At 62.4% G+C, this 22,493-nt stretch carries 23 protein-coding genes; 6 read left to right on the forward strand and 17 right to left on the reverse strand.

Annotation, left to right across the window (positions count from 1 at the left end; genetic code table 11):
* The first annotated feature begins 43 nt into the window (after window positions 1-43).
* From ctaD to DK926_RS19720, 3 genes are read left to right on the forward strand one after another with little or no spacing between them, the layout of a single operon-like run.
* Window positions 44-1,816: a cytochrome c oxidase subunit I gene (gene ctaD, locus DK926_RS19710; RefSeq protein WP_114331833.1), complete on the forward strand. Its 1,773-nt coding sequence runs from the start codon at window positions 44-46 to the stop codon at window positions 1,814-1,816.
* Window positions 1,817-1,863: 47 nt separating this feature from the next.
* Complete coding sequence (locus tag DK926_RS19715) at window positions 1,864-2,460, forward strand: copper resistance CopC family protein (RefSeq protein WP_114331834.1); 597 nt, start codon at window positions 1,864-1,866, stop codon at window positions 2,458-2,460.
* A gap of 10 nt (window positions 2,461-2,470) precedes the next feature.
* On the forward strand, window positions 2,471-3,427 hold the full coding sequence (locus tag DK926_RS19720; protein WP_114331835.1) for a cytochrome c oxidase assembly protein: 957 nt from the start codon (window positions 2,471-2,473) through the stop codon (window positions 3,425-3,427).
* 49 nt (window positions 3,428-3,476) lie between these two features.
* On the opposite strand, the gene DK926_RS19725 is transcribed toward DK926_RS19720, so the two are convergent.
* From DK926_RS19725 to DK926_RS19735, 3 genes are all read right to left on the reverse strand, one after another.
* Window positions 3,477-4,454, reverse strand: a complete 978-nt coding sequence (locus DK926_RS19725) for a peptidoglycan DD-metalloendopeptidase family protein (protein WP_243636912.1) — start codon at window positions 4,452-4,454, stop codon at window positions 3,477-3,479.
* A 157-nt stretch (window positions 4,455-4,611) separates the two neighbouring features.
* Window positions 4,612-5,313: a DUF305 domain-containing protein gene (locus DK926_RS19730; protein ID WP_114331836.1), complete on the reverse strand. Its 702-nt coding sequence runs from the start codon at window positions 5,311-5,313 to the stop codon at window positions 4,612-4,614.
* Window positions 5,310-6,011: a DUF3105 domain-containing protein gene (locus tag DK926_RS19735; RefSeq protein WP_243636913.1), complete on the reverse strand. Its 702-nt coding sequence runs from the start codon at window positions 6,009-6,011 to the stop codon at window positions 5,310-5,312. Before DK926_RS19735 ends, DK926_RS19730 begins: the two co-directional genes overlap by 4 nt.
* 156 nt (window positions 6,012-6,167) lie before the next feature.
* On the opposite strand from DK926_RS19735, the gene DK926_RS19740 reads away from it, so the two are divergent.
* Window positions 6,168-6,506: a DUF4229 domain-containing protein gene (locus DK926_RS19740; protein ID WP_114331837.1), complete on the forward strand. Its 339-nt coding sequence runs from the start codon at window positions 6,168-6,170 to the stop codon at window positions 6,504-6,506.
* A 151-nt stretch (window positions 6,507-6,657) separates the two neighbouring features.
* Here DK926_RS19740 and DK926_RS19745 read toward each other — a convergent pair whose 3' ends face one another.
* Window positions 6,658-7,653 carry a hypothetical protein gene (locus DK926_RS19745; protein WP_114331869.1) on the reverse strand — a complete coding sequence of 332 codons (996 nt, stop codon included), beginning with the start codon at window positions 7,651-7,653 and terminating at the stop codon, window positions 6,658-6,660.
* A gap of 226 nt (window positions 7,654-7,879) precedes the next feature.
* On the opposite strand from DK926_RS19745, the gene DK926_RS19750 reads away from it, so the two are divergent.
* Window positions 7,880-8,488 (forward strand): DUF4190 domain-containing protein, encoded by a 609-nt coding sequence (locus tag DK926_RS19750; protein WP_114331838.1) that lies wholly within the window; start codon window positions 7,880-7,882, stop codon window positions 8,486-8,488.
* Between the two features lie 181 nt (window positions 8,489-8,669).
* Here the strand turns inward: DK926_RS19750 and DK926_RS19755 are convergent, their stop codons facing one another.
* From DK926_RS19755 to DK926_RS19770, 4 genes are all read right to left on the reverse strand, one after another.
* Complete coding sequence (locus DK926_RS19755) at window positions 8,670-8,876, reverse strand: hypothetical protein (protein WP_114331839.1); 207 nt, start codon at window positions 8,874-8,876, stop codon at window positions 8,670-8,672.
* Between the two features lie 150 nt (window positions 8,877-9,026).
* Complete coding sequence (locus DK926_RS19760; protein WP_207890870.1) at window positions 9,027-10,034, reverse strand: endonuclease/exonuclease/phosphatase family protein; 1,008 nt, start codon at window positions 10,032-10,034, stop codon at window positions 9,027-9,029.
* 309 nt (window positions 10,035-10,343) lie between these two features.
* On the reverse strand, window positions 10,344-10,631 hold the full coding sequence (locus DK926_RS19765; RefSeq protein ID WP_114331841.1) for a hypothetical protein: 288 nt from the start codon (window positions 10,629-10,631) through the stop codon (window positions 10,344-10,346).
* A 291-nt stretch (window positions 10,632-10,922) separates the two neighbouring features.
* A complete protein-coding gene (locus tag DK926_RS19770; RefSeq protein WP_114331842.1) occupies window positions 10,923-11,852 on the reverse strand; it encodes a hypothetical protein in 930 nt (309 codons plus the stop codon).
* Between the two features lie 80 nt (window positions 11,853-11,932).
* Here DK926_RS19770 and DK926_RS19775 point away from each other — a divergent pair, with 80 nt between their 5' ends.
* Window positions 11,933-12,664 (forward strand): hypothetical protein, encoded by a 732-nt coding sequence (locus tag DK926_RS19775; protein ID WP_125833433.1) that lies wholly within the window; start codon window positions 11,933-11,935, stop codon window positions 12,662-12,664.
* Window positions 12,665-12,682: 18 nt separating this feature from the next.
* On the opposite strand, the gene DK926_RS19780 is transcribed toward DK926_RS19775, so the two are convergent.
* The 9 genes from DK926_RS19780 to DK926_RS19820 all read right to left on the reverse strand — a co-directional run bounded on the left by DK926_RS19780 (window position 12,683) and on the right by DK926_RS19820 (window position 22,491).
* Complete coding sequence (locus DK926_RS19780) at window positions 12,683-14,614, reverse strand: hypothetical protein (RefSeq protein WP_114331844.1); 1,932 nt, start codon at window positions 14,612-14,614, stop codon at window positions 12,683-12,685.
* Window positions 14,615-14,619: 5 nt separating this feature from the next.
* Window positions 14,620-15,792: an ATP-binding protein gene (locus tag DK926_RS19785; protein ID WP_114331845.1), complete on the reverse strand. Its 1,173-nt coding sequence runs from the start codon at window positions 15,790-15,792 to the stop codon at window positions 14,620-14,622.
* Window positions 15,793-16,125: 333 nt separating this feature from the next.
* Complete coding sequence (locus DK926_RS26485) at window positions 16,126-16,965, reverse strand: hypothetical protein (protein WP_125833434.1); 840 nt, start codon at window positions 16,963-16,965, stop codon at window positions 16,126-16,128.
* A gap of 39 nt (window positions 16,966-17,004) precedes the next feature.
* Window positions 17,005-18,177 (reverse strand): site-specific integrase, encoded by a 1,173-nt coding sequence (locus DK926_RS19795; RefSeq protein ID WP_114331847.1) that lies wholly within the window; start codon window positions 18,175-18,177, stop codon window positions 17,005-17,007.
* A 434-nt stretch (window positions 18,178-18,611) separates the two neighbouring features.
* Window positions 18,612-19,163 carry a hypothetical protein gene (locus DK926_RS27100; protein WP_243636914.1) on the reverse strand — a complete coding sequence of 184 codons (552 nt, stop codon included), beginning with the start codon at window positions 19,161-19,163 and terminating at the stop codon, window positions 18,612-18,614.
* Window positions 19,164-19,623: 460 nt separating this feature from the next.
* Entirely contained in the window at window positions 19,624-19,977 is a 354-nt protein-coding gene (locus tag DK926_RS19805; protein WP_114331849.1) for a hypothetical protein, read from the reverse strand.
* Window positions 19,970-20,200, reverse strand: coding sequence for a colicin E3/pyocin S6 family cytotoxin (locus DK926_RS19810; RefSeq protein ID WP_114331850.1), 231 nt, complete (start codon window positions 20,198-20,200; stop codon window positions 19,970-19,972). Before DK926_RS19810 ends, DK926_RS19805 begins: the two co-directional genes overlap by 8 nt.
* 45 nt (window positions 20,201-20,245) lie before the next feature.
* Window positions 20,246-21,640, reverse strand: coding sequence for a hypothetical protein (locus DK926_RS19815; RefSeq protein WP_114331851.1), 1,395 nt, complete (start codon window positions 21,638-21,640; stop codon window positions 20,246-20,248).
* Window positions 21,641-21,702: 62 nt separating this feature from the next.
* On the reverse strand, window positions 21,703-22,491 hold the full coding sequence (locus tag DK926_RS19820) for an ATP-binding protein (RefSeq protein WP_114331852.1): 789 nt from the start codon (window positions 22,489-22,491) through the stop codon (window positions 21,703-21,705).
* Window positions 22,492-22,493 lie beyond the last annotated feature (2 nt).

Consider the following 22,493-nt stretch of genomic DNA (forward strand, 5'->3'; position numbering starts at 1 on the left):
TGGCGAGCGCGTTCCTTTTCGCGTTCGACAGAAGGTGGTTTCCATGACGGCGCTGACGTCCCCTCCCGCTGCGCCAGCGGTACGGCCCTACCCTCCGCGTCGAGCACGCAAGGGTGCGTTCTTCTACACGGTGATCACCACCACCGACCCGAAGGTCATCGGGTTGATGTATCTGGTGACCTCGTTCGGCTTCTTCCTCGTCGGCGGACTGATGGCATTGCTGATGCGGTCCGAACTCGCAGTTCCTGGCATGCAGTTCCTGTCCAACGAGCAGTACAACCAGCTGTTCACCATGCACGGCACGATCATGTTGTTGCTCTACGCGACGCCGATCGTCTTCGGATTCGGCAACTACATACTGCCGCTGCAGATCGGTGCACCCGATGTCGCCTTTCCGCGGCTCAATGCCTTCAGCTACTGGCTCTACCTCAGTGGCGCTCTGGTCACGACCGCAGGGTTCATCACTCCCGGTGGCGCGGCGGACTTCGGCTGGACCGCCTACACGCCGCTGAGCAGCGCCGTCTACTCCCCAGGTGTCGGTGCGGACCTGTGGATCGTCGGCCTGCTCGTCGCCGGACTCGGCACGATACTGGGCGGGGTCAACATGATCACCACGATCGTGTGCCTGCGTGCCCCGGGCATGACCATGTTCCGGATGCCGGTCTTCACCTGGAACATTCTGGTGACCTCCATCCTGATCCTGCTGGCGTTCCCGCTGTTGACGGCCGCCCTGTTCGGGCTGCTCGCCGACCGCAAGCTCGGCACACACATCTTCGATCCCGCGAACGGCGGAGCACTACTGTGGCAGCACCTGTTCTGGTTCTTCGGCCACCCCGAGGTCTACATCATCGCGCTCCCGTTCTTCGGCATCGTCTCGGAAATCTTCCCCGTCTTCAGCCGTAAACCGATCTTCGGCTACAAAGGCCTGATCTACGCCACCCTCGGCATCGCAGCACTGTCCATCGCAGTGTGGGCACACCACATGTATGCCACCGGAGCAGTGCTCCTACCGTTCTTCTCCTTCATGACCTTTCTGATCGCCGTTCCGACAGGAGTGAAGATCTTCAACTGGATCGGCACCATGTGGCGCGGACAGGTCACCCTCGAATCGCCGATGCTCTTCTCCATCGGCTTCCTCATCACCTTCGTCTTCGGCGGACTCTCCGGCGTGTTGCTGGCGAGCCCCCCGATCGACTTCAACGTCACCGACACCTACTTCGTCGTCGCCCACTTCCACTACGTCGTCTTCGGCACCGTCGTGTTCGCCACCTACGCAGGCATCTACTTCTGGTTCCCGAAGATGACCGGGCGGCTTCTCGACGAGCGACTTGGCAAATGGCACTTCTGGCTCACCTTTCTCGGATTCCATGCGACATTCCTCGTCCAGCACTGGCTCGGTGCGCAAGGTATGCCTCGGCGTTATGCCGACTACATCCCCTCCGACGGCTTCACGACCCTGAATCAGATTTCCACCGTCGGCTCGTTCATCCTCGGAGCGTCGACGCTCCCGTTCATATGGAACGTGTTCAAGAGCTACCGCTACGGTGAAGTGGTCACCGTCGATGATCCGTGGGGCTTCGGCAACTCACTGGAATGGGCGACAAGCTGCCCGCCGCCGCGGCACAACTTCGTCGAAATTCCTCGAATTCGGTCCGAGCGACCTGCGTTCGAACTTCATTACCCACACATGGTGGAGAGAATACGGGCCGAGCAGCACGTGGGCGGACCCCACCCGGACTCGATAGCACCGTCGGAAGTGATCACTGAATCCATTGCAGGAAAAGACGATTCCGACCCGCCGAGCTCGATCCGCTGATGTAGCTCGCCTACCGTTCGTAACACCCGAGACAGAAAGCATTACACGTGAAACGACTGTTCTTGATCGTCGCAACGATCTGCGGCGCCGCGCTGCTCGGCGCTACCCCGGCGGCGGCGCACAGTGAGTTGGTCAGCTCCGATCCACCCGCCGACGTCACCCTCGAATTCGCACCGATCGGAGTCGGATTGGTGTTCAACCAGAACATCAACGAATCCTTCGCCACCATCAGCCTGGTCGGCCCGGACGAACAGCAATGGTCTCAAGGATCGACAACCGTCGACGGGCCCGACGTCACCGTTTCGGTCAAAGACGGACTTCCCAACGGCGACTACACCGTGGGGTATCGCGTGACATCGGCCGACGGGCACCCCATCTCGGGGTCGTACACATTTTCGGTCGACGTCGCCGCAACGACTCCGGCCGAGTCCAACGTCGCAGCAGCCGAATCCTCTGGTGCGAACAGCACGTCCGCGACGCCGTCCGCTGCGCCCGCGTACGACCCGGCCGACCCCGCCGCCAGCGAAGGCGAACGCCCACCGAAACAGAACACGATGATGTTGTTGTCCATCGTCGCCATCGCCGTCCTACTGCTGGGTGCCATCGCCTTGGCCCTGGTGTTCCGAGCAAAGAACAAGCAGTGACGCTGCGGTGATGATCCTCGCAGTAGTCGACACACCGACAGCACCGCCCACCCTTTCGGCGCTGCTGAGTTGGGATGTGCCCCCGCTGCCTGTTCTGCCGATCACCGGCATGTTCATGGCAGCGTTGTACTGCTGGGGATTGCACCGAGTCCGAAAGAAGGGCATCTACTGGTCACCGTGGCGCAGTGCAAGCTTCCTTCTCGGTTGCCTGTTTCTCGTACTGGTCACAGGATTGCAGGTCGAGCGCTACGGCTACAGCATGTTCAGCGTCTTCATGTTCCAGCACCTGACGTTGTCGATGACGATCCCACCGCTACTGGTCTTGGGCTCACCCGGGCGGATGCTGTTGCGCGCCACTGCGCATCATGGGTGTGGACGCTGGATCCTGGTGGCGGCACTGATCGGTTTGCGCAGTCCCGCCGGCAGGATCGCACTGCACCCAGGGGTGACGATCCCGCTGTTCCTGTTCAGCTATTACGGACTGTATCTGTCGTCGATCTTCGATGCTCTGGCCGTGACCGTGATCGGTCATGTGTCGATGGAGGTCTTCTTCTTCGCCAGCGGGCTGCTCTTCATCATCCCGGTCCTCGCGGTCGGGCCACTGCCGGTCCGCCAGACGAACCTGGGTCGCATGTTCGACCTTTTCGTCGAAATGCCGCTGCACGTCTTCTTCGGGGTCATCTTGATGATGACGAGTACACCGATGCTGTCGACCTTCGCCTTCCCGCCGCCGGAATGGGGTGTGGACCCGGTCGACGATCAGAAACTCGCCGGAGCTCTCGCCTGGTCGTATGGGGAACCGGTTGCACTGCTCGTCGTCCTGCTCTTCTGCATCCAGTGGAACCGCGACGAGAAAGATCAGTCCGCTCTCGCGGATCGCCAGGCGGAAGAGGACGGCTACAGCGAACTCAATGCATACAACGAGTTCTTGAAGACCATCGGCACCGACACCCACCGGCACCGTTAGCCACTATCGGCGGCCGGTGTCGGTTCGTCTCCGAATGCAGACCCTCGCGCTATTGCGCGAGCCGACCAGCGCCGATCTGGGCGCCCCGGTCCCGGAGCCACGACTCCGGGTCGACCTTCTGCCCACCGGGCGAGGTCGACTCGAAGTGCAGGTGGGGTCCGGTCGAATTGCCGCGGTTGCCCACCTGCGCAATCTGCTGGCCCTTAACCACTCGCTGACCGACGGTCACCGAGTTGCCGTCGTTGTGCCCATATGTGGTGATCGATCCGTCGTCGTGCCGAATCTGAACCCACAGCCCGAATCCCTGCGCCGGGCCGGCGCTGATCACGGTGCCGTCGGCCGCCGCGACGATAGGGGCGCCCAGGGCATTGGCGATGTCGACACCGCCGTGCTGTGCGCCCGCACGCGACCCGAAACTCGACGTAACGATTCCGCTACTGGGCGCGGCGGCTGTCGCTGATCGCGTTGGGTCAGGTACAGGGGGTGCCTCGATGTCCGTGCGCGGGGCCGGCGCCGGTGCGTCGATCTCGGGCGAGGGCTGCGTGGTGCGGGAATCGAGCGAATCCGGTTCGCCTGCAGTCGAATCGGATGTCGATGTCTCATCGGGGCCTCGATCCGGCGCATGCGGCAGGGCGGGGTCCAGGAGGTCGACCTGTAGCGAGGACAGGACCCGCAGCCCCAGAAGTGGGTCCATCCTGGTCAACGGGGTCAGACACGAGATTGCCTGCGCCGACCCGCCCGCGGCTCCTGTAGCGAGCATGTTGACGACGCAACGCAGTGTCTCCTCAACCGGGGCCGAAGCGTCGCCGACGAGTCCGTTGGTGCGCGCTGCTTCCACGCTCGCTGACGCGAAGTTCGTCAGTTCGGACAATGCGATCGGGTCGGTGCCCACTTGGGCCGCGCGATCGGCAAGGCGTATCAATCGCCCGACAGCATCGACTGCCGTTCTGTCGACCGTCGCGGTGTCTGCGTTCGGAGGAGCCGCAGTGGCCGTCGGTGTGAACGTGAACGCCGCTGCAATGACCACGGCGACGATCGAACCAGATCTCGGTCTGTGCGAGCGCTTTTCGGCGTCGGCGGCGCTCGATGATGATAATTCGGAGAGGGGCATGTCGGACCTTTCGTGGCGGGACTGTGTGGTGCTGCCTATCGGACGCCGGTGCCGGAGGCGACGGTGTCGGGGCCTAGTTCTCGGGGAGCGGCGCGACCCCGTGAGAGGCCATCAACATGTCGATCTGATCGATCTCCGCGGCCTGCGTCGAGGCGATCGTCAGCGCCAGAGATGCCACGGCAGGCTCCGTCGAATTTGCTGCGCCGAATGTCGCCATCGGAATCCCGCCCTGATGATGGCGACGGAGAAGTTGAAGATACCTACCGTCGAATCCTTCTCCGTCCATGCGTCTGAGAGCTTGGAGTTCCGGTGTGCTCGCCATTCCTGGCATCGACATCGCTGGTTGCCCATCCATGTCCGTCGACATCGTGTGACCGGCCATCGAACTGCCGGCGGCCATCCACAACATCGGAGGTGTGTTCGCCACTGGCGGCCTGCCCCACAGTGCCAACCACCCTTGCATCATGCCGACCTGGCTCTGCTGCGAGGTCAGGACGTCGTATGCGAGGGTGCGCACAATCGGGTCGGAAGATCGATCCAACGCCATGGCAGACATTTCGATCGCCTGATTGTGATGCACCGACATATCCTGTGCGAAACCAACTTCGAGAGAATCCTCCGCAGGAGGATCGGCGCCGGGCCCAACCGGTGACGCCAAGACGCCGAACAGGACCCCCGCCAGAACCAAAGCGACGCCGACCAGAGCAACGAGAAGCCGACTACGGCGGGGTTCGTGGGTGGGACTCAGTGTCACCGCGTGATAATCGGCGGTCATCGGGCGCCTCCGTCGATCGGTGGGGCAGGATCGGGGACGGGATCGTCGAGTGGAATCGCATCGGGACCGGGCTCGGTCGCGTCGAACGGCGGTGGATTGTCGGGATCGAACGCACCTGAGATGGTCGAGCAACTCGCACCGTTCTCAGGGTGGGTAGACGGGTTCTGCCGCAACGCGGCAATGAACTGAGTGATTCGTGGGTCAGCCGAGGAGTCGAGTTCGAGTGTGTGCCCCCATGATTGAAGAGTGATCGGCACTCGCAGGTCGGGATAGGGAGACATGAACATGTACGACTTGCCTTCGACGCGAGAGCTGAGTGCATCGATGTCCTCTGCTGATACTCGATTGGGGTCGTACGTCACCCATACCGCTCCGTGTTCGAGTGCATGAACCGCGTTCTCGTTGCGCAAGGCAACGGGATAGACGATGCCCGTGCACGTTGCCCACGTCGAATCATGGGGTCCACCGAAGGGCGGACTTTTGTCGTACGCAACCCGCTGTGTAGCCGCGACATGTCGCGCTGCCGCGTACTCGATCTCGACTACCCCTTCGATCCCCTGCGCAGGATCTGGATCCTCGGCGGTCGGTGCGAACCGCTGCGCCTGGTTGCGGTCGATGATGCGTGGGGTCAGATTGAATCCGATCAAGCCTATGAGCAGCACTATCACGAAAGTGGCGCCTACGATCGACCATGGCACTCGGCTACCTCCAGGAACCCCGCGGTGCGGCGTCCTAGCACCAGTACGGCCCCGGGTCGGCCTCGTCTTACGCATCCACTCCTCCTTGTAAATACTATGAAGCATAGTATTTACATTCGACAGTAGCTCATCCCCACGAGAGGTCGCCCCGAACCGATGCCGTTGTTCCGCAAACCCGCCACCATCAAAGGGCTGTTGGTCTTCCACGTCTTGGCCTACAACGGCGCTCGACTGCTGTTGGTGTGCGCCACCGCAGGCATCGTCCTAGCTGTCAGGGCCGCGGCGGATCTGGCGATCCCCTTGCCCGCGGTGCTGTTCATCGCGCTCGCAGCCAGCCTTCCGTTCTCGGCATTTGCGTTCAGAAAGCTCCGCCGCACCATCAACGCGGACATCGACGCCGTCGACCGCACGCGTGCAGAAGCACGGAAGAGTCCGGCCTTACGCCCGTCAGCGCGGTGCTCCTCCCGTCGAGGTAATCAATCGCACGTGAAGTGAAAGTGGATGGGGCCTGCCCTTTCTCCAACGATCTTGGTAGGGGTAGTTACCAAATGGTCGAGATGCGATGAAGACAAGCCCCGCCGATAAGTCGGTTATATGTCAGGTCCGGTTCGTCAGGAGTTCCTGACGAACCCGACTGCACGCCACGTCAGAGTTCGGTGTCGTCGCCGAGCAGATCGAGGGTGCGCTGCAGCAGTACTTCGATGCGGTCTTCGACGTCGTCGACGAGATCGGGCACATCGGCCAGCGCGGTGTGGGCGCGGCGGCGTGCGTCGACGCCGACGCTGTAGTACTCCGCGCTCAACGGGGCCGAGATCTGTTCCGGCGCAGTCGCACTCGGGTTCATGTCCTCGCACTCGCGTGACCTCGGCGAGTGTCGGCGCGGAGGAACATGTTGCGGTGGTATCCCGGTGCGGTGAGCGTCGAGCACCGCACCGATCGCGGCCGCAGTCATCGCGGTTGCAGGGAACGGCAGGTGGCCCCACCGGTCGATCGGCAGCGCGACCGGACCAGGCCAGTCGGGAAAGCCAGTCATGTCGGGAAAAGTGTTGGCCTGCAGATGAGTTACGAGCAACGCGGTCGAGGGATATCGATCGGAGAACTGCACGACGATGCGCCACCGTTCCCACATCTCAACCGGACTACTGCCCGACGCCTCATCAGCGTTGATACGGATCCGGTGGGCACCGCCGATCCACACACTGTCTCCGTCGGCGCTGATGTCTTTTCGGTCGAGGGCCGCAATCGCCTGGTGCGACAGGCCCGCGCCGGACAGCATGAGCAGAACCGCGTCTCGGCGCCCGAACAACGCTGCCGCCGACCCTTCGGTGGGGAGCGCGGCCGCCAAGGCCATGTACTGGCGGGCTCGCCGTCGCGTCCTGCCTGCCCGCGCAGAATCGAGAGCCAGACGAAGAGAGGTGGCCCGTCCCGGCGGCGGATGGTCGGCGTCGAGGTGGCCGCGGTTGATCGCCGAGACACGCCGGATCTGCACCGAATCACTCGCCGGGTTGTCGCCGAGGAACTCCGCAAGAGTGACCGGCGATGCCGGCAATGGTGCGAGGTCGGCGGCGGCGCACCAGTCGGCGAACAGTAACCACTCGTACCGGTACCCACTCGCCGACGGTGCGGTTGGTCTCGGCTGCACGACTGAGACGCTACCGCCGCCCACCGACGTCAACGGTCAGGTGCATCGCCGGTCCCGAATTGCCTCATCGAGTTCATGGTGCCGGGTGTCGTTCGTTCAGATGATTACCTACTGGTAGTTTCCGTCGGACTCGGTCGGCCACCTACCGTCCCGGATGAGTCCGAAACCGTGAAATGGAAAGTGGTACGCCGATGACCGTCGATCTGCGCAAGGAGACGGCTACTGGGTGTGGCCCGATCAACCCTACGCAGTCATCGCGCTGGTGGCAGCACTGCTCGGCTTGTTTCCGGTAGCAATCGTGTTCGGCATTCTGGTGTTCTGGCGGCCGGGAGGCCGGGGGTTGGCGATCGCTGGTCTGGCCTTCGGTGTGATCGAAGCGCTGCTGGCGGCAATCGTGGTGTACGGCCTAGGGGCTGGCCTGACCGCCGAGGACTCGACGGCCTCGACTGCCTTCCAGGACTACTCCCTGCCCGCGACACCGATGTCGCCTCCGCCAACCGTATTCACCGTTCCATCACTGACCACGCTGCCGCCGGCCCCGACGACCACCCGAGTGCCGGACGAGCCCGTCCCAGTCCTCCCGGTCGTCGACCAGACGTGCGATCCTGCCGTGGACAATCACGCGACCGCGGCGGACGGGACTTTCATGAAGTGCGCGTACGCCGGACGGAGCACCGCACGGTGGGTGCAGTCGGCGCCGATCATCGCGTACGCAGACCAGAGCTCGGCCTGCGATCCGTCGGTGCGCGGGATCGCGGTCTCACCCGAGGGATTGGACATGGTGTGCGTCTCGAACCTCGACTCCGACGGTGGGTACTGGGTCCCCGGTCCATGACCGTTGTGTGCGTGGCGTCGATACCGAGTACCGAGCGCAGCGTGAATCGGTGCGCCATGCAGGTCGGCTCTGGGGGCGTTCGGCGGACAGGGGCCGAACTATCGCCGCTGCGAACTTCACGCACGGCAGGAGCATGGACCGGTAACCGGGTCCATGCTCCTGCTTAGATCGGGAAGTGTTGTTACTCGGCGAGTTTCGTGATGGCCAGTGCCCACAGGAAGTACTTGTTGCGGCCGAGGTCTCCGATGGTCTTGATGTTGAACGCCGCTTTGAGGTGCTCGGCGTCGCCGGGACTGACGCCTTGGAGCGCCTCGACGGGCGCGTCGACGAGTTCGGTGAGCGGCTTGTCTTCGTATGCCTTGTCGAGCTTGTCAGCAATTCCAGCCATGAAACGCCTCCTACAATCTCGGGATACCTGGCACCGGTACGGCGCCGCAGTCGAGGGTACGGACCAGGGGCCAGGTTGCGAGGCAGTTCGGCGCCCAACCCGTGGTGACCGTATTGGCCCATCCCGTGGCCGAGGTTTCGACCGGTGGATTCAGAGGGCAGCTAGCACCGGGCGGTGGTCGGAGGCTGGTTTGTCTCGGCGGCGACCTGGATCGTCGCCGATGGACTCGGGAATGCCGGCAGCGTCGGTGGTGACCGCGCCGTCATCGACTCGCTCGACCAACGAGTGGGAGAGAAAGATGTGGTCGATGAGTTCGCGGCGGCCGCGGTAGATACGCGAGTAACGCTGGTCGACGGGGATCCGCGCAGCGAGGTTCCACAAGCGTTGTGTGTCGCCTTGGTCGGGGCGCTCGTATCCGGTGGTGCCGATCTCCGATCCCGGTGGTCCGTGCAGGATCTGGGTGGTTTGCGCGTCGGCGGTGTCATTGAGATCGCCCAACACCACCAACCGAGTGTTGTCGCCCTTGTCGAGGATGTCGGTGGCGGCGTCGCGGATCGCGGCGGCTTCGGCGGTGCGGCGGAACAACGCGTAGGCGGCGAAGCGGGCGCGTTCGTGCTCGTCGCGTGGGGAGAAACGGCCTCCGGGGAAGGTGAGCAGTTTCGACTTCAGATGGCAGGTGAGGACGTGTACCGGTCCGAGGTCGGTATCGACGACGGCGTGCAGGGCCGGTCGAGCCAACTGGTGGATGCGGTCGTCTGTGTCGTCGACCTGAATCGGGGCCAGCGCGTCCGGGAAATCGACAACCTGTTGGACGTCGGTGAGCGGTGTCCGCGAGGCGATTCCGACTCCGATACCGCGGCCGTCTGTGTCTGCGAGCTCTACATGCCAGTCCTCTCCGACGCGGCCCAGAACCTGGTCGAGTGCCTCCCTGCTGCCGATCTCCTGGACGGCAAGCACATCGAGGTTCATTACGTCGATGACGGCGGCGAGAGCATCGGCTTTCGCGTCGAAGTCCGCGTCCGACCGCGGTCCACTGTCCTCGCCGGGCAGAAACAAGTTCTCCACATTCCACGTCGCGATGCGTACCACTGCTACTCCCCCGATCGGTTCACCGAACCACCACCGTCGCAGGGACAGTCGTTTACGGCGTGTCTGCACACGCGGTGGTTCTCGCGCAGTTCATACGATGGCCACCTCGATGACAAGGTGAAGACTTGGCTGAACGAGTCGCGTTTCGGTGCCGCGCAAAAGCGGTCACGAGTTCGTCAAGATAACCTGACGGATGCCGTGATCTCGCTGAATTCATCGCTTCGGTGTGCGCCTGCTCCCGTTCATCGGTGACTTGGTCGCCGCGCTTATGGGCTCCATCGCCAGTCGCTTATGGCGGGCTCAGAGTGCGCCGACTTTGCGTCAGCGCTTCCGGTCGCTGCGATGTCGTGCTCGGCGCAACGAGGAACGGGTCAGGTGTCAGAGCTTCGGCCCCAGATCGGGTGGAATTGAGATGGCCTGCACCGCTGCGCGCATGCGTTGCCGGTCTACAACATGGTTTGGGTCGGAAACGATGAACTTGTCGTCATCGGTCTTGCGGACATGAATCCGGAACCCACGGGCCTTGGCCTGTGCGCGAAGATTTCGTCGCCAACTCTCGATGTCGAGACTTTCGACGGGTCCGCGGCGCACCACTATTGCTCCCATTTCATGAACCAGGTCCAGGACGTCATCGTCGGAAACCGTGTGCCCCTCATCGTTGAACATCCTTCGACGTAACCACATCTGGTCGTCATCAGCACGACGATCCACCGTGTTGCCACTGGATAGGCCGGCGAAAAGCACAGTTATCGCAGCGTCAAGAGATGTTGACGCTGGTGGTGCCTCGGAGCGGCGACCCGCCGGGTTTGACGCAAGGCGGCGCTGCCTCCCCGGGCGTTGTGCAACTTCAGTGTTCGGTGCGACAGAACATTGAACTCGTGAGGTGGCCGGGAATCCGGATTGTCAGAAATACGACTGACCGTGGTGCCTGCTTGCTGCGGCGCAGATTGGTGCCAGTCAGAGGCACCGAATCGGCTGCTGATCGAGCGCAGCGAGGATCAGCTCGGGCGCAGTAACCATGTTCACGAGAGCATTGGTGTACGTGGCCCATTCTTCGGTGTCTTGATCTTCGTCGAACGCGACGGCGGCCGAGAATTGCCTTCGAAGATTGACCGGTAGTTGCTGTGCAAGCGGGACGACCAGATCGTGCGCTTTGGCGCGGCGCGTAGGCACCGCATTCTCGAGCTCAGCTACTGCGGTTTGAACCCAGAGATGGTCGCACTCGCGATCGGCGGCTTCCGGGATCGAGATCCGTTGGGTCGAGGCAATTGCGGAACGTCCGAGGGCAAGTGAGAGTCCGCCCGGGTCCTCGTGGTCGTTGCGGTACCGCGTAGCGAGGACCCCGGGCGGACACACGTCGGTCAGCGGTACATCGCCCACCAACCCGCCAGGATCTGCTATCCAGCTATCGCGCAGCGTGATGTCGGCTGTGAGGCGAACTCGGTAAAGATAGAACTGCTTCCCGCGGTCGCCTTGGTCGCTGATTCGACGCAGCATGTTGTGAACGGCCGCTTCATACGTACCGATATGCAGTGCTTTCGCTCTTTGCCTCTCGGCCCAGCTCGCGACACTCGAACCGTTCTGTTCGAACATCTCTTTGGTCGCTGCACTCAGTGATTCTTCCGGGGCGAAATGCTCGGCGGGCCAGTCCGGATGGGTACTGGTGTGAAACCAAGGGAGACGCTCTGCGGCGTTGCGCAGGGCAGGATCGTCGGGGGCGACCGTCACCCTTGGTCCAGTTTCTGTTTCGCACGTGACACCGCAGTCCGGGCAGCTTTCTCGGGATTGTTCCCACCGATCGATCCAGTCGAGGTCGACCATCCACTGGCGTGTGCAGCGTCCACAGAGCATCCAACGTGGGCGCGAAAAATCGATCGGGCGGTCCATGCGCTCGATTGTCCATCGCTGATCGGATGACGACATGTGTGGCGCGACCATTGTGATGAATGCAGTCCTATGCTTTCCGCGTGGAAGAACCACTTGCTCTTGACGATCTCGCCAGTTGGCCTCCGGTGCTGCAGGAGCTCGCCGATGAATGCATCCAGTTGGCACAGCGTCGTAGTGCAGAAGGTCGAGAAGTCGAAGTACCTCAGTCGCTCTCGAACGTGATCGATCATGAGCTTTCCGAGCGAGGCATTCTCGTGCACCAATGCTCCCGGTTGCTCGCCGCCGAAGTGCGCGATATCCGCGAGAATGGACTGCGAGCCACATCTTCTGCCCTGTTGGCAGACAAAGTGGAGGCGGCGGTCCGGGCTGGTTTCATAACGCGAGCCCAGGCTGAGCTAATCATGAACAACGGCGTCTTGACGTCCCGAGACCAGTTAAGGGGTCGAAACGATGCGATCTGCGCGCTGACCACGTTGCAAGCCATCGGGGCGGATCCAGAGGGCGTCCGGTCTTTCTTCGAGTATTGGGGCGGTGAAATCACCTACTTCTGGCAACTGCACACCCCGGATACGGGGCTGAGGGAGACGCTTCGGTCGGTCGGCGAACCCGCGCTGATCACGTTCGTTCACCACCCTCAGTCGACGGATGTCTACGCGCCTGATCTGTCGACTGTCGTAGTCGATTTGTGGCGCAATAGGTCAGCAGTTACCGGCGAGGTCCATATCCGGATCCAGCCAGGAACCCGGCTGCCGGTGACGACGATCGCGCACCCGGGGGACCCATGGTGGCCTGCAATGGTTCCTAGACCGTGATTGGCCGAATCGAAGAACTCAGGAGTCGAACAAGTCCTCGAGTTCGGCTCGGAGCCTGAGATCGTTGGCTCGCTGTGCTTCTGCTCGGCTGCGTTCATCCATGACGGTTCTCAGATCAGTCCCCGATAGTGCAGAAGTCTGTGCATGTCGCAGCGCTTGAAGCGATAGTTCCCGAGCGAAGTCCATCACGGAGTCGCACGCACTCGGCGAGAGCGGCCCGCCGTGTATTGCTGAGTTGCGTGTCCGCGTGAGCCTGGCGACCCTGGCGTCGACGCGACGCGCTTCTCGGGCGAAGGCATCTTGAATCGACTGGCCTGAGCTGAGTATGTGTTCGGTTTCGCGGAGGCGTCGGACGAGCGGGTGCTGCGCGTAGATCGTGTTCAGATCGGCGAGGTAACCGAGCGCCTTCAGTCGATCGAAGCTCCTCCCCCATGTGCCGCTTTCGACTTCGCCGCGGATGGTGTCTAGGACAGGTTGGGGTGAAGCTGTAGGAGATGTGTCCGGGAGGGTCCGTACGATCGCTTCGAACGTCGTCTGGGTGGCGCGTTCCAGGAATGCCAACCTGGTGTATTCCTGAACGAGGTAAGTCTTGATGAACTTGTACCACTTGGTGGTTGAACGGGTTGTCCAGGTGTTGACGTGTTCGATGGCTCGGACCGCGGCCATCACGACCGCCTCGGAGTCCTCGGCTGACTCGACTTGCTCCAGCAGTCGATGAACGGGCCGTAGGTGCTCGGCTACTAAGGAGGTGATGGTGTACCCGGATCGGTGCAGGTCCTCCAGATTGACTGTCGTGTAATCGTTCTGCGCGAAGACAGTGGCTTTTCGGGCGTACTTCGGACCCCAGTCGAGGCGTGGCATCCAGCCTCCTACGAACGCGAGGTGGCCGTTGAGAAGTGTCCAGGTGTCCCTCGATGGTCGGATGAGGTTCAGCAGGGCGTCGAGATGAGCGCGGGCTGCGGATTCGGCGAGATGTGGTTCGATGACGGGGATCGCGACTCGCGCGTAGGCGAGCCCAGGTCTGTGCTCGATACCTGTGTATTCGTCTATCTCCTCTGACTGCTGGAAGGTGCTGAAGCGATCTGTCAACAGTTCTTCGGGTACTACGTCGAACATTTCGCGTGCTGTGGCGTGGTCGATGATTCCGCCAGCGAGGACTTGAGCTGGGTAGAACGTGATGGTGTCGTGGGTCAGGCAGTTGAGCGCGCGGGGGTATGCGTCTGAGATGCGGAACCACACCACCGCTGGGCTGGTTCGAGTTCGTCGGACGATCCACCGTTCGGACAGGTCCATTCGTCCGCGGTCGTCGAGACCGGTGGGACGGGACTGGTCGCGTGGGTCGAAGTCGAACGCTGTCTCTCCCAGTAATTGCTGGGCTCGGCTCACGCCGTGGCCGTAGTCGAAGAGTATGTCGACCGCGGTTTGAGACGTTCCCCAGGGTCCGTCGTCCTGGCGCCTGTGTTCGATCAGTGCGTGGAGGTTGTCCCGTAGGAATGCGATGCGGTCGTGTGTGTAGAGGAGATGGTCGTCGTTCTTGCACGCTGCCACCAGATCACGCCACAACGAGACGATGACGGTGTCGTCGTCGAGAAGGGCGTGCAGTGTTGCCGCGCGGGCGGCGACGAGAGGACGTTTGGTGTCATCGACGGTAGGAGTCTTTCCACTGCGGGCGACGAACAACTCCTTCCAGATGGTGTCGAGGACCGCAGTAATGTGTGTCCTGACAACGCCTGTCGAGTCGGGGCCGAGGTAGTCGAGGACGTCGTCGAGGTCGGTGGCGATCGAGTCCCAGGTCCAATAGCTATGTTCGTCGGGATCGGCGCAGAGGTCACAGATCTCGGAGCTGATCGCGACCAACGTCATGTAGCCAGTCGTGTGGGTGACCGATCCATCGGCGGTGACGTGGCCACGTAGTTCCTCCAGCCAACGAGCGTGCATCTCGAACATCATGTGTCCTACTCGGTCGATTGCCGTCTGATGAAATCGGCCATGCCCGGAACAGTGAACGAGATTCGCCCGTGTTCGGGTGCCCAGATAAGGCCCTTTTTGATGGCGGAGTCGCGTATGTCGCTGACGGAGGTCGTGGTCAGACCCATTTCAGCGGCTACTCGTCCAGATCGGGGGTTCGACTCTCCGGTCAGAGCGAGGGCACGCATGTAGCGTCTTTCGCGGTCTGTTGCTCTGGTCCACCTGGAGGGAAAGAAACCACCGTCCAGTGCGCGTCGGCCATCTTCGACTGCCAGATGTGCGTCGTCGGTGTCGAATGTCGATGATGCGGCGATGTTCCAGATCGCTTTACCGAATTCTTGGAGGAAGTAGGGGTAACCACCGCTTGCTTCGACGAGGATGTCGAGTGCGTCGGTGGTGAACGCACCGCCATGTTCTCGAACCGGTATCGCCAATGCGTCGGCAGCGTCGGTCGGGCTCAGTGGACCGATGGTGCTGTAGGAAAACTGCCGTTCGGCGTATGACCGTGTGTCGGCCAGTACTGATGGGAGGCTGGGTAAGCCTGCGCCGATGAGGAAGAAGGGCCATTCTCGTTGGCTGGCTCGGTGTTGAACGGCGAGCAGTGCGCCGAGGAGATCCCCATCGAGATCCTGCATCTCGTCGATGAACAACCCGAACGCCGTTCCTTGTTTCTTCATCACTGCGCTGATTGCTTCGACCAGTTCTTCGAGGTCGATGTCGATGTCGCCACTGGCAGCGGGTTGGTCGATTCTCAATTCGACGTTCGCCGGGCCCAGACCGACACCGAGGGTGAAGCCCTTCGCCAGCGCGATCAGTTCGTCCATCGCCTTACGCAGTCGATGTGTGCGGCTGAATCGCCGCAGGCTCAGTGCAAGTTCGTTTCCCAGTTTGGCGCGGACAGCGGCGATGCCCGAGTCGTTGGGGCGCGCTTCGATGCCGATGGTTAACCAGCCTTGTCGCTCTGCATGCTCAGCGAGGTTGTTGAGCAGCGTCGTTTTGCCTACGCCCCGCAGACCGGACAGGACCATGCCTCGGTCGTAGTTTCGGCGTTTGCTTCGTACTACCAGCAAGTCGAACTCTTCGCGTTGACGTGTTCTGCCTTCCAACGCCGGAGGGCGCAGGCCAGAACCTGGTTTGAACGGGTTCAGCGCTGGATCCATATGGAAAATTATAGCCGTTTATGGTGAAAAAGCTATAAGCCTCCATAATTGCCCATGGTTGCCGATAGTTCAACGCGCTACCGGTGATAGCTCAGGCTCAGAACAGTCGATTTAACGGCGCCCTCGCGGCTCGTTGAGCACCTGGCCGTACGTACCTGCGCCCCTGTGGCGGTACGTCACCCGATTGGGCATGAACTTGTCGAGCGCAATGACCACGCGCAGACAAGGGGCCTGACCACATCCAATATGCTGGCCGTCCCAGCTACGCGACTGATCTCGGAGTGAACGGACCGGCAGGAGCCCCGAAGTCCTCACGGAGGTTCACTTGTGCCGCTATGAGTGTATCGATTCGATCGCTCGGCCGGACCGCGAAGCGTAGAGCGTGAGGGCTTCACTACATGCAAGAACCGCGGCGCCCAGTGCCGAGCCAAAGTCCTCGATGGTCGTCTTCACCCGGCCTTCGTGAATGCCGTCAGCCGCCCGATCTCCCATCTCGACGTTGAACATTCCTTGCCAGCTCAAGCCGTGTGCGTGGCCGGATCCGGTCATCCACAACAATATTGTGGCGTGGTCGGCGCCACTTGCGGCACCGTGGACTATCTTGGCGGCCTCTCGGATGACAGCGGTGTCGGTTATGGAGGCTTTGCCTTTGCCCGAGAACGTAATACCAATGCTCGCTGCCGCTTCTGCTAGCGCTGTGGAGCGGTCTTCGAGCTTGCCGGCCATGCGTTCGTATGATGCGCTCGATGAGGCATTCAGGAACGGTCCGCTTCCGGTCTCGTCGACCAGTTGTCGAAACCGGCGGTTATCCTCGTTCGCGACTATGAGTCCGCGCTGCTGACGTTCTGAAGGTTCGTCGGGATGCAGGATCCACACCGCCTTAGACGAACTGAGTAGTGCAGCTCGAAGAGGGGTGTAGAACGCGAATGGGCGCAGAGATGGCTTCGAAACAAGGGCATCTCGAACGAGGCCCAAATGATCGATCGAACTTCCGATGGCCTGCCATGCCACCGAACTAGTGGGATGCAGCGGGTAGATCAGATCGTCGCCTGCGAGATCACTTTGTGGTGTAGGCAAATAAAGAGACTTGGTCACCCCAGACCAACCTGCGATCACGTCGAAGAGGGCGCTGATCCTGTGGTTCCAGTCAATTGGCTGCCTGGGTGAGGTCATGCTCGAATTCTAATAAGCCTCGTTTGCGTACTTGACCCCTCAGAGACCGATGTCGGTGACGGCGTTTCCGATCAGAGGCGCGTGCTCGCGACGGTAGACCTCGACTGAGTCGAGACTGGCATGTCCGGTTTGACGCGCGATGGCATGGCCGTCGGCGCCGTTGCGAGTGCCCTGGGTGACGAAGCCGGCGCGGAGGGAGTGTCCACCGAGTTTGCTGAGGGTGGTGGGGTCGTAGCCGGCGTCTTCGGCGCGACGGCGAATGCGTTTGTGGATCGCGGCACCCGACAGCGGGGTGGAGCCGAGGTTGCCGTTCTGGGCTACCGCTCGGAACAGTGGTGCCCGGGCCGCGGTGCGCGGCACTCCCCCACGGCAGACGTGCCCGCTAAACGTTTCGCGTTTGCGCAATAGCCGAATCACGGACGGGCGGCCACCGGCGTCGAATGCAGCGACGACCTGGACCCAGCGAACGTAGGCGCAGGGTGGACAGGTCTTGTGGGAATTGGTGTACGGCAGCGCTTTCACCACTCCCCTGCCCTCTTGGTCGGTCTTCGACTTGCGCAGTCGGACGTGGATCCCGTCGAGGCGGTTAAGGGTGATGTCGCCGCACTGCAGGTCGGCGAGTTCGCTGCGGCGGTAGGCGCCGGCGAACCCGAGCAGCAGGATCGCGGAGTCACGGCGTTCGAGGACCTCGTCGGCCCAGCCGCGGCATCGGTCTCGTGCCGTCGAGACGAGGATCTTGATGTCGTCGACCAGCAGTGGTGCGCGCCGGTTCTGTGGCCGGTCCCCCGCCGTGGCGTATTCGCGGCGGATCCCGGAGAGCGTCGCGGTCACCAATTCGTGTGCGGTCGGCGACAGATGGCCGGTGGTGCGGTGCTGATGGTTGATTGCCGCGATCCAGGTGCCGAACGTGGCGGCGGCGTAGGCCCGCTCCCCCGTCTCGGCGCGGGTGTCGGCGGCATCGACAAGGTAGGCGGCGACCGTGACCGGGTGCGCCGGCAACGCGATGTGACCCTCTCGCTCGCACCACCCGGCGAAGCGCCGCCATGCCGTCGCGTAGGTGCGGCGGGTGCCCTCAGACCGGGACGACTGCACCGCGCCCGCGATGCGTGCGGCGACCGCTGGCGGGATCAAGGGCTCCACAGCCGTCGCGATGAGCTCTGAGGCGCCATCCGGAGTGCTCACCGCAGGTGTTCGGCCTGGTCGGAAGTCCATTCGGGCAGCCTAACGCACGCCACCGACACTCCTGCGGAGCAAAACTACGCTGAACTGGCGTTTCGAGAGAGCTGGTGCGGAAAATGCAATTTACGTGCTTCACATCCACAACAACCAGGGTGACTACGTAGTGGATCAAAAAACGCTCGAAACACCAGTTCAGATGAGACTTCCCACCAAAATGTCAGTGGCCTGAGCTGCGGTTTTCCCAGACTGTGTCAGTAAGTTTTCCCGATAGGCGTCAGTGATCCTTGCCGGCTCCTATGCCCTGATCTGCGTCTTTGGCACTGTGGCGAGTCGAAGCAGCGTTGTTAAGTGGGGGGGGAGGTACGTGCGCACCTTCGACCCCAGCGCACAGCGACGGCTTGGCTGGACGTTCAGTTGAGGGGGATGTGAATAAGAGACACGTCGCGGGCTGTCGCCGACGGTCCCTTTCAGGATGTGCGTTCGGCGATACGAGTGGAGCGTCGAGCAAGCCATTGGGTGAAGTACTCGTCGTCCAGCAGCAACGCATAGTCAGATGTGTCGGTAAACCGGTACCGCAGGCCGGCGTACACCTCGGCGGCGTCCCCACCGGCTACATACTTCGTGGTGCCGCCGCCAACCTTGCCATTAATCGACTGCTCACGTCGCGTGTCGATCCCTTGGGCGGCCATGGCCTTTTGGAGGAGCTCTCGATCTCGTGTTCTGGGGTCACCGATGTCGGGAAGCGTGTAGGGGCCGACCAGCCGCCACCACCGCACAACGTTTCGTCCCAGCTGCACGGAGCCGCGATCGACAGAATGCCGGTTCAAAAAAAGTCGCCCCTGGTCAGAACCTCGATACAACGCACCGCCGTGGCTTAGGGTGCCTCGGGACTGGAAGAACCGAGATCGATTGTTCAGCTGGAAAACCCAACCAGGTACGGGCAAACAGTCACGAATGGCCCACAGCGTTGCGGTAGCGCTGGCTTCAGCAATCTGTACCGCTCCGAGGAGCGTGTTCATATTATCGCGATGCGTTCGCAGCTCATTGCGTAGCCAAATCCTGGGAAGGAGGATCCCAGAGGCGAACGTATCGGCTTCACGTTCGGCAGTTGTATGGGCTTCGTCAGAGGTGGTGCGTTCAGTCTGCCATCCCCCTAGAGGGGAACATGTCATCGAACCGCAGTGCCATGGGAGTCGAATGTGGCCAAGTTCGTGGGCCAGGGTGAAACGGACGCGTCCCTGGTGCTCGACGTCGTTGTTGTAAAAAACTCGTGGACGGCGTGACCCGTTGCCGTATACGACCGCAGCGTCGCTGTCGGGTGTGGGCCACTCGCCGCTTACCGCTTCGATTTCCGCGAACTCGGCCAGGAGCGACTCGACGTCAATGGGGGGAATCAACTGCCGACGTGATACGAACAAAGCTGCTGCATTGGCCGCTGATTCGTCGAACGATACTCGGGGCCTTCCGGTGCCCAACTTCCTATGCCGGCTTGAAATCGTCGTCGATGCGACCCGTGCGGGCGAGCCAGCTCACCAGGTGGCTGGCGGCTTCGGGATTGTCTGCGCGAGCAGCGAGAGCGTAGTCCCGTTGGGACGTCATCAGAGCTGTCACGGGTTGGTTATGGCGATGCGCCGCGATAGCGAACTGGAGTGATTCTGGCTGCTCGACCCACAGCGCATACTCCGTGTCGTCTAAGCCCAGAAAAGTCTGCAGCTCGGCGGGCACGTCGTCAGAGGTGTGCCAGTGCTCAACCCAGTCGTCAACGTCTTCAAGGAAGGCATGCCCGTTCAAGCACGCATCGACGAACGACTTCTCGGTTAAGTTGTTAAACATCGATGCTCCTTCCTTTCACTGCCGCGCCGATGAGCTGGCCGGTCTCTGAATCGAGTACACCCACATGGTGCCCACGCTTGTTGTAGGCCTCAATGTGTCCGTGGGTGCTATCCCATTCATATAGTCGGCTCCCCTCGGCGTTACGCCATCGAGAGTTGCCCTTTCTGTTCACCTTAACTTGCGAGCCCAACCAGTCATCGTTTGTTCTTCCGACTGGACTCACCTGTTGATCATCGCGTATCCGCGTCCCATTTCCGTGACGACACTCCTAACGCTCGCAGCAGCAGACCAGTTCATCAAGGATCTCGCACTTAGGGTGCGTCATCTCGGCACCGTGTCTCTGCATTCGTAACATCCGGCCAGGTTGAGTGCGACGGTGCTGCGGAGCCAGCCGTGGTGCCAAGGGTGCAGAGCGGGAATTGTCACTCCGCAGAGGCGGGCGAGCAGGTGCAGGGCGCCGGTGTTGCCGATCGCGTCGGCGAACAGGCGGGGTTCTTCGCGGTCGGCACGCGAATGCTGGAAGAGCAGTGGCGGCCCGCAGTAGGGGCCTGATCGATGCCGGGATTACCCAAACACCCAGGTCGGTGGGGTGCGCGACGACGCGTGTGGTGCGGAAGACCATGGTGTCTCCAACGACGGTGTCCTGCGGCAGGTAGGTGAGTTCGCGGTAGGTGGCGCCGGTGAACAGGATCGTTGCCAACGCGGCCGCTCGAACCGGGTTGGCGATGCGTTCTCGGATCCGGGCAACGAGCTGCTCGGTGACCGGGATGCTGGTCAGGCCCACTCCGACCATGTAGTTCAGGTGCGGCGGCAGTGCCAGCTCAAGGCCGTACCGCTTGAATGCGGCTTGGGCGCCGCGGAGCCTGGTGACAGTGTCGGCGCGGCCGGGACTGTCGACGACCAGACCGCCGAGGAACCGGGCCAATCCCACTGCGGCATGCCACCGTCGGGCCGATCCAGGGTTGGCGACGCCGTAGCGTGCGCGTAGGTGAGTTCGCGGCGCTGGCAGCCACGCCAACAGTTGAGTTGGCAGATCCGGCGCTCCCCGACCGGCTGCCATACGGTGGGTGGTTGTCTCGAATGCCTGCCGATAGACGCCTGCGACCCGCAGATATTCCGCCGGTGGAAGCAGGCGGGCGGCGTCGGCGAGGAAGGTGTGACCGGCGCTATCGGGGACGGTCGTCAGCGCCCGAGTCGGCGATGACGGGGGTGGGTGAGGCCGCCGCATAGAGCCGAGGCGACTTGTTACGGCTGCGAGGTCGTCGGTGACGTAAAGGTCCATCCCGGCGGCGTCGAAGTGAGGTGGAAGCCGATGCAGTCCGTGCCATACGAGAACCAGGTGCACTCCGGTGTCGCGGTGCAGCTGGAACAGGCGTGCGCGTTGGTCCGGTGTGAGGAGCTGAGAACGCAGCACGATCAGATGCTCGATGTCGTCGCCGCAGATCCACGCCTCGACCGCCCGCCACGCCGATTCCGGACCCGTGACACCTCGGGCACCAGTCGGGTCGAGCCGGTGTCCGAGTGCGGCCAGCAGATCCTGGGCCAGGGTGACTGCAGCCGCTGCACCGGGAGTCGGGTGCACCACGACCACTGCTGCGGCGAGATCGTGGGCGCCGAGCAGGGTACGAGTGAGTCGCGCGTCGTCAACGCGGTCGAGAAGCACTGTGACAGCGGCGATGTCAGATGCGATGGTCGACGCTGGCGGTGGACGGTGAGGTGTCGTCCTCATCCGCTGCGGCCAGACATCTTCGCGAACACCGAGCCCAGGACGTCGCGGTCAACTCGGTCGAGGTCCAGGCGTGTCAGGATTCGGATGGTATGAGCGGTGAGCTTGGCCCAGGATCTGAAGTTACCGTGCCCGGCGTGTGCGTCGGCGAAGGCTAAGACCTCGGGATCGGCGCCCTCCCATACCGGGTGGAACGCCGGGATCACCGATAGGACCTGCTTAGGGGTCATGCGCCGAAACTCCTGCCACACGTACACCCTGCTCGAGAGCATCGATTCTCTGGACAGGACGCGGTAGCAGTCGCCGCCGCCGACGAACACGATCGCGACGTCGGTGCGCGGGTCGTCCCACAGGTGCCGCCAGTATTCGAAGCATTCCCGCGACATCCACTGCGCTTCGTCGCACACCAGGACCCGGAATCGTTCGGAAAGAGCGTCTTTGAGTGTCTGGTCGAACTCGATCGGCCGTCGTGGTGGGGCTCCGGCGATGCCGAGTGCGCCGAAGAGTGTGTGCCGAATGTCTCGCGGGGTGGGCCTGGCCCGGAACTGCACCCGGCATACGGTGCCGGCGGCCAGTTCGCGGAGGGAGGCGTTGACCGACAACGTTTTTCCCACGCCTGCATCGCCGTGGACGCACATCATCGCCTTCGCGTCGATGACGTCGGCGAGGTTGTCGCGGGTCAGTAGCAGTGCGTCGGTGGCCACGATGTGAGCTCCAGGCAGTCCGAGGAAGTGGTCGGTGATGGTGAGTCCGACGCCGACGCCCGGATTTTGGGGTGTCGTGGTCACCG

Origin of the sequence: Rhodococcus sp. Eu-32 (assembly GCF_003336925.1) — a bacterium.
Taxonomy (GTDB): Bacteria; Actinomycetota; Actinomycetes; order Mycobacteriales; family Mycobacteriaceae; genus Rhodococcoides; species Rhodococcoides kyotonensis_B.

Bases quoted from the DNA above. Each gene is read 5' to 3' on its own strand.
- ctaD (WP_114331833.1), top strand. From the start codon at position 44: ATGACGGCGCTGACGTCCCCTCCCGCTGCGCCAGCGGTACGGCCCTAC.
- DK926_RS19720 (WP_114331835.1), top strand. From the start codon at position 2,471: ATGATCCTCGCAGTAGTCGACACACCGACAGCACCGCCCACCCTTTCG.
- DK926_RS19730 (WP_114331836.1), bottom strand. From the start codon at position 5,313: ATGACCGCCGATTATCACGCGGTGACACTGAGTCCCACCCACGAACCC.
- DK926_RS19740 (WP_114331837.1), top strand. From the start codon at position 6,168: ATGCCGTTGTTCCGCAAACCCGCCACCATCAAAGGGCTGTTGGTCTTC.
- DK926_RS19755 (WP_114331839.1), bottom strand. From the start codon at position 8,876: ATGGCTGGAATTGCTGACAAGCTCGACAAGGCATACGAAGACAAGCCG.
- DK926_RS19765 (WP_114331841.1), bottom strand. From the start codon at position 10,631: ATGTTCAACGATGAGGGGCACACGGTTTCCGACGATGACGTCCTGGAC.
- DK926_RS19770 (WP_114331842.1), bottom strand. From the start codon at position 11,852: ATGGACCGCCCGATCGATTTTTCGCGCCCACGTTGGATGCTCTGTGGA.
- DK926_RS19780 (WP_114331844.1), bottom strand. From the start codon at position 14,614: ATGATGTTCGAGATGCACGCTCGTTGGCTGGAGGAACTACGTGGCCAC.
- DK926_RS19785 (WP_114331845.1), bottom strand. From the start codon at position 15,792: ATGGATCCAGCGCTGAACCCGTTCAAACCAGGTTCTGGCCTGCGCCCT.
- DK926_RS26485 (WP_125833434.1), bottom strand. From the start codon at position 16,965: ATGACCTCACCCAGGCAGCCAATTGACTGGAACCACAGGATCAGCGCC.
- DK926_RS19795 (WP_114331847.1), bottom strand. From the start codon at position 18,177: ATGGACTTCCGACCAGGCCGAACACCTGCGGTGAGCACTCCGGATGGC.
- DK926_RS27100 (WP_243636914.1), bottom strand. From the start codon at position 19,163: ATGAACACGCTCCTCGGAGCGGTACAGATTGCTGAAGCCAGCGCTACC.
- DK926_RS19805 (WP_114331849.1), bottom strand. From the start codon at position 19,977: ATGTTTAACAACTTAACCGAGAAGTCGTTCGTCGATGCGTGCTTGAAC.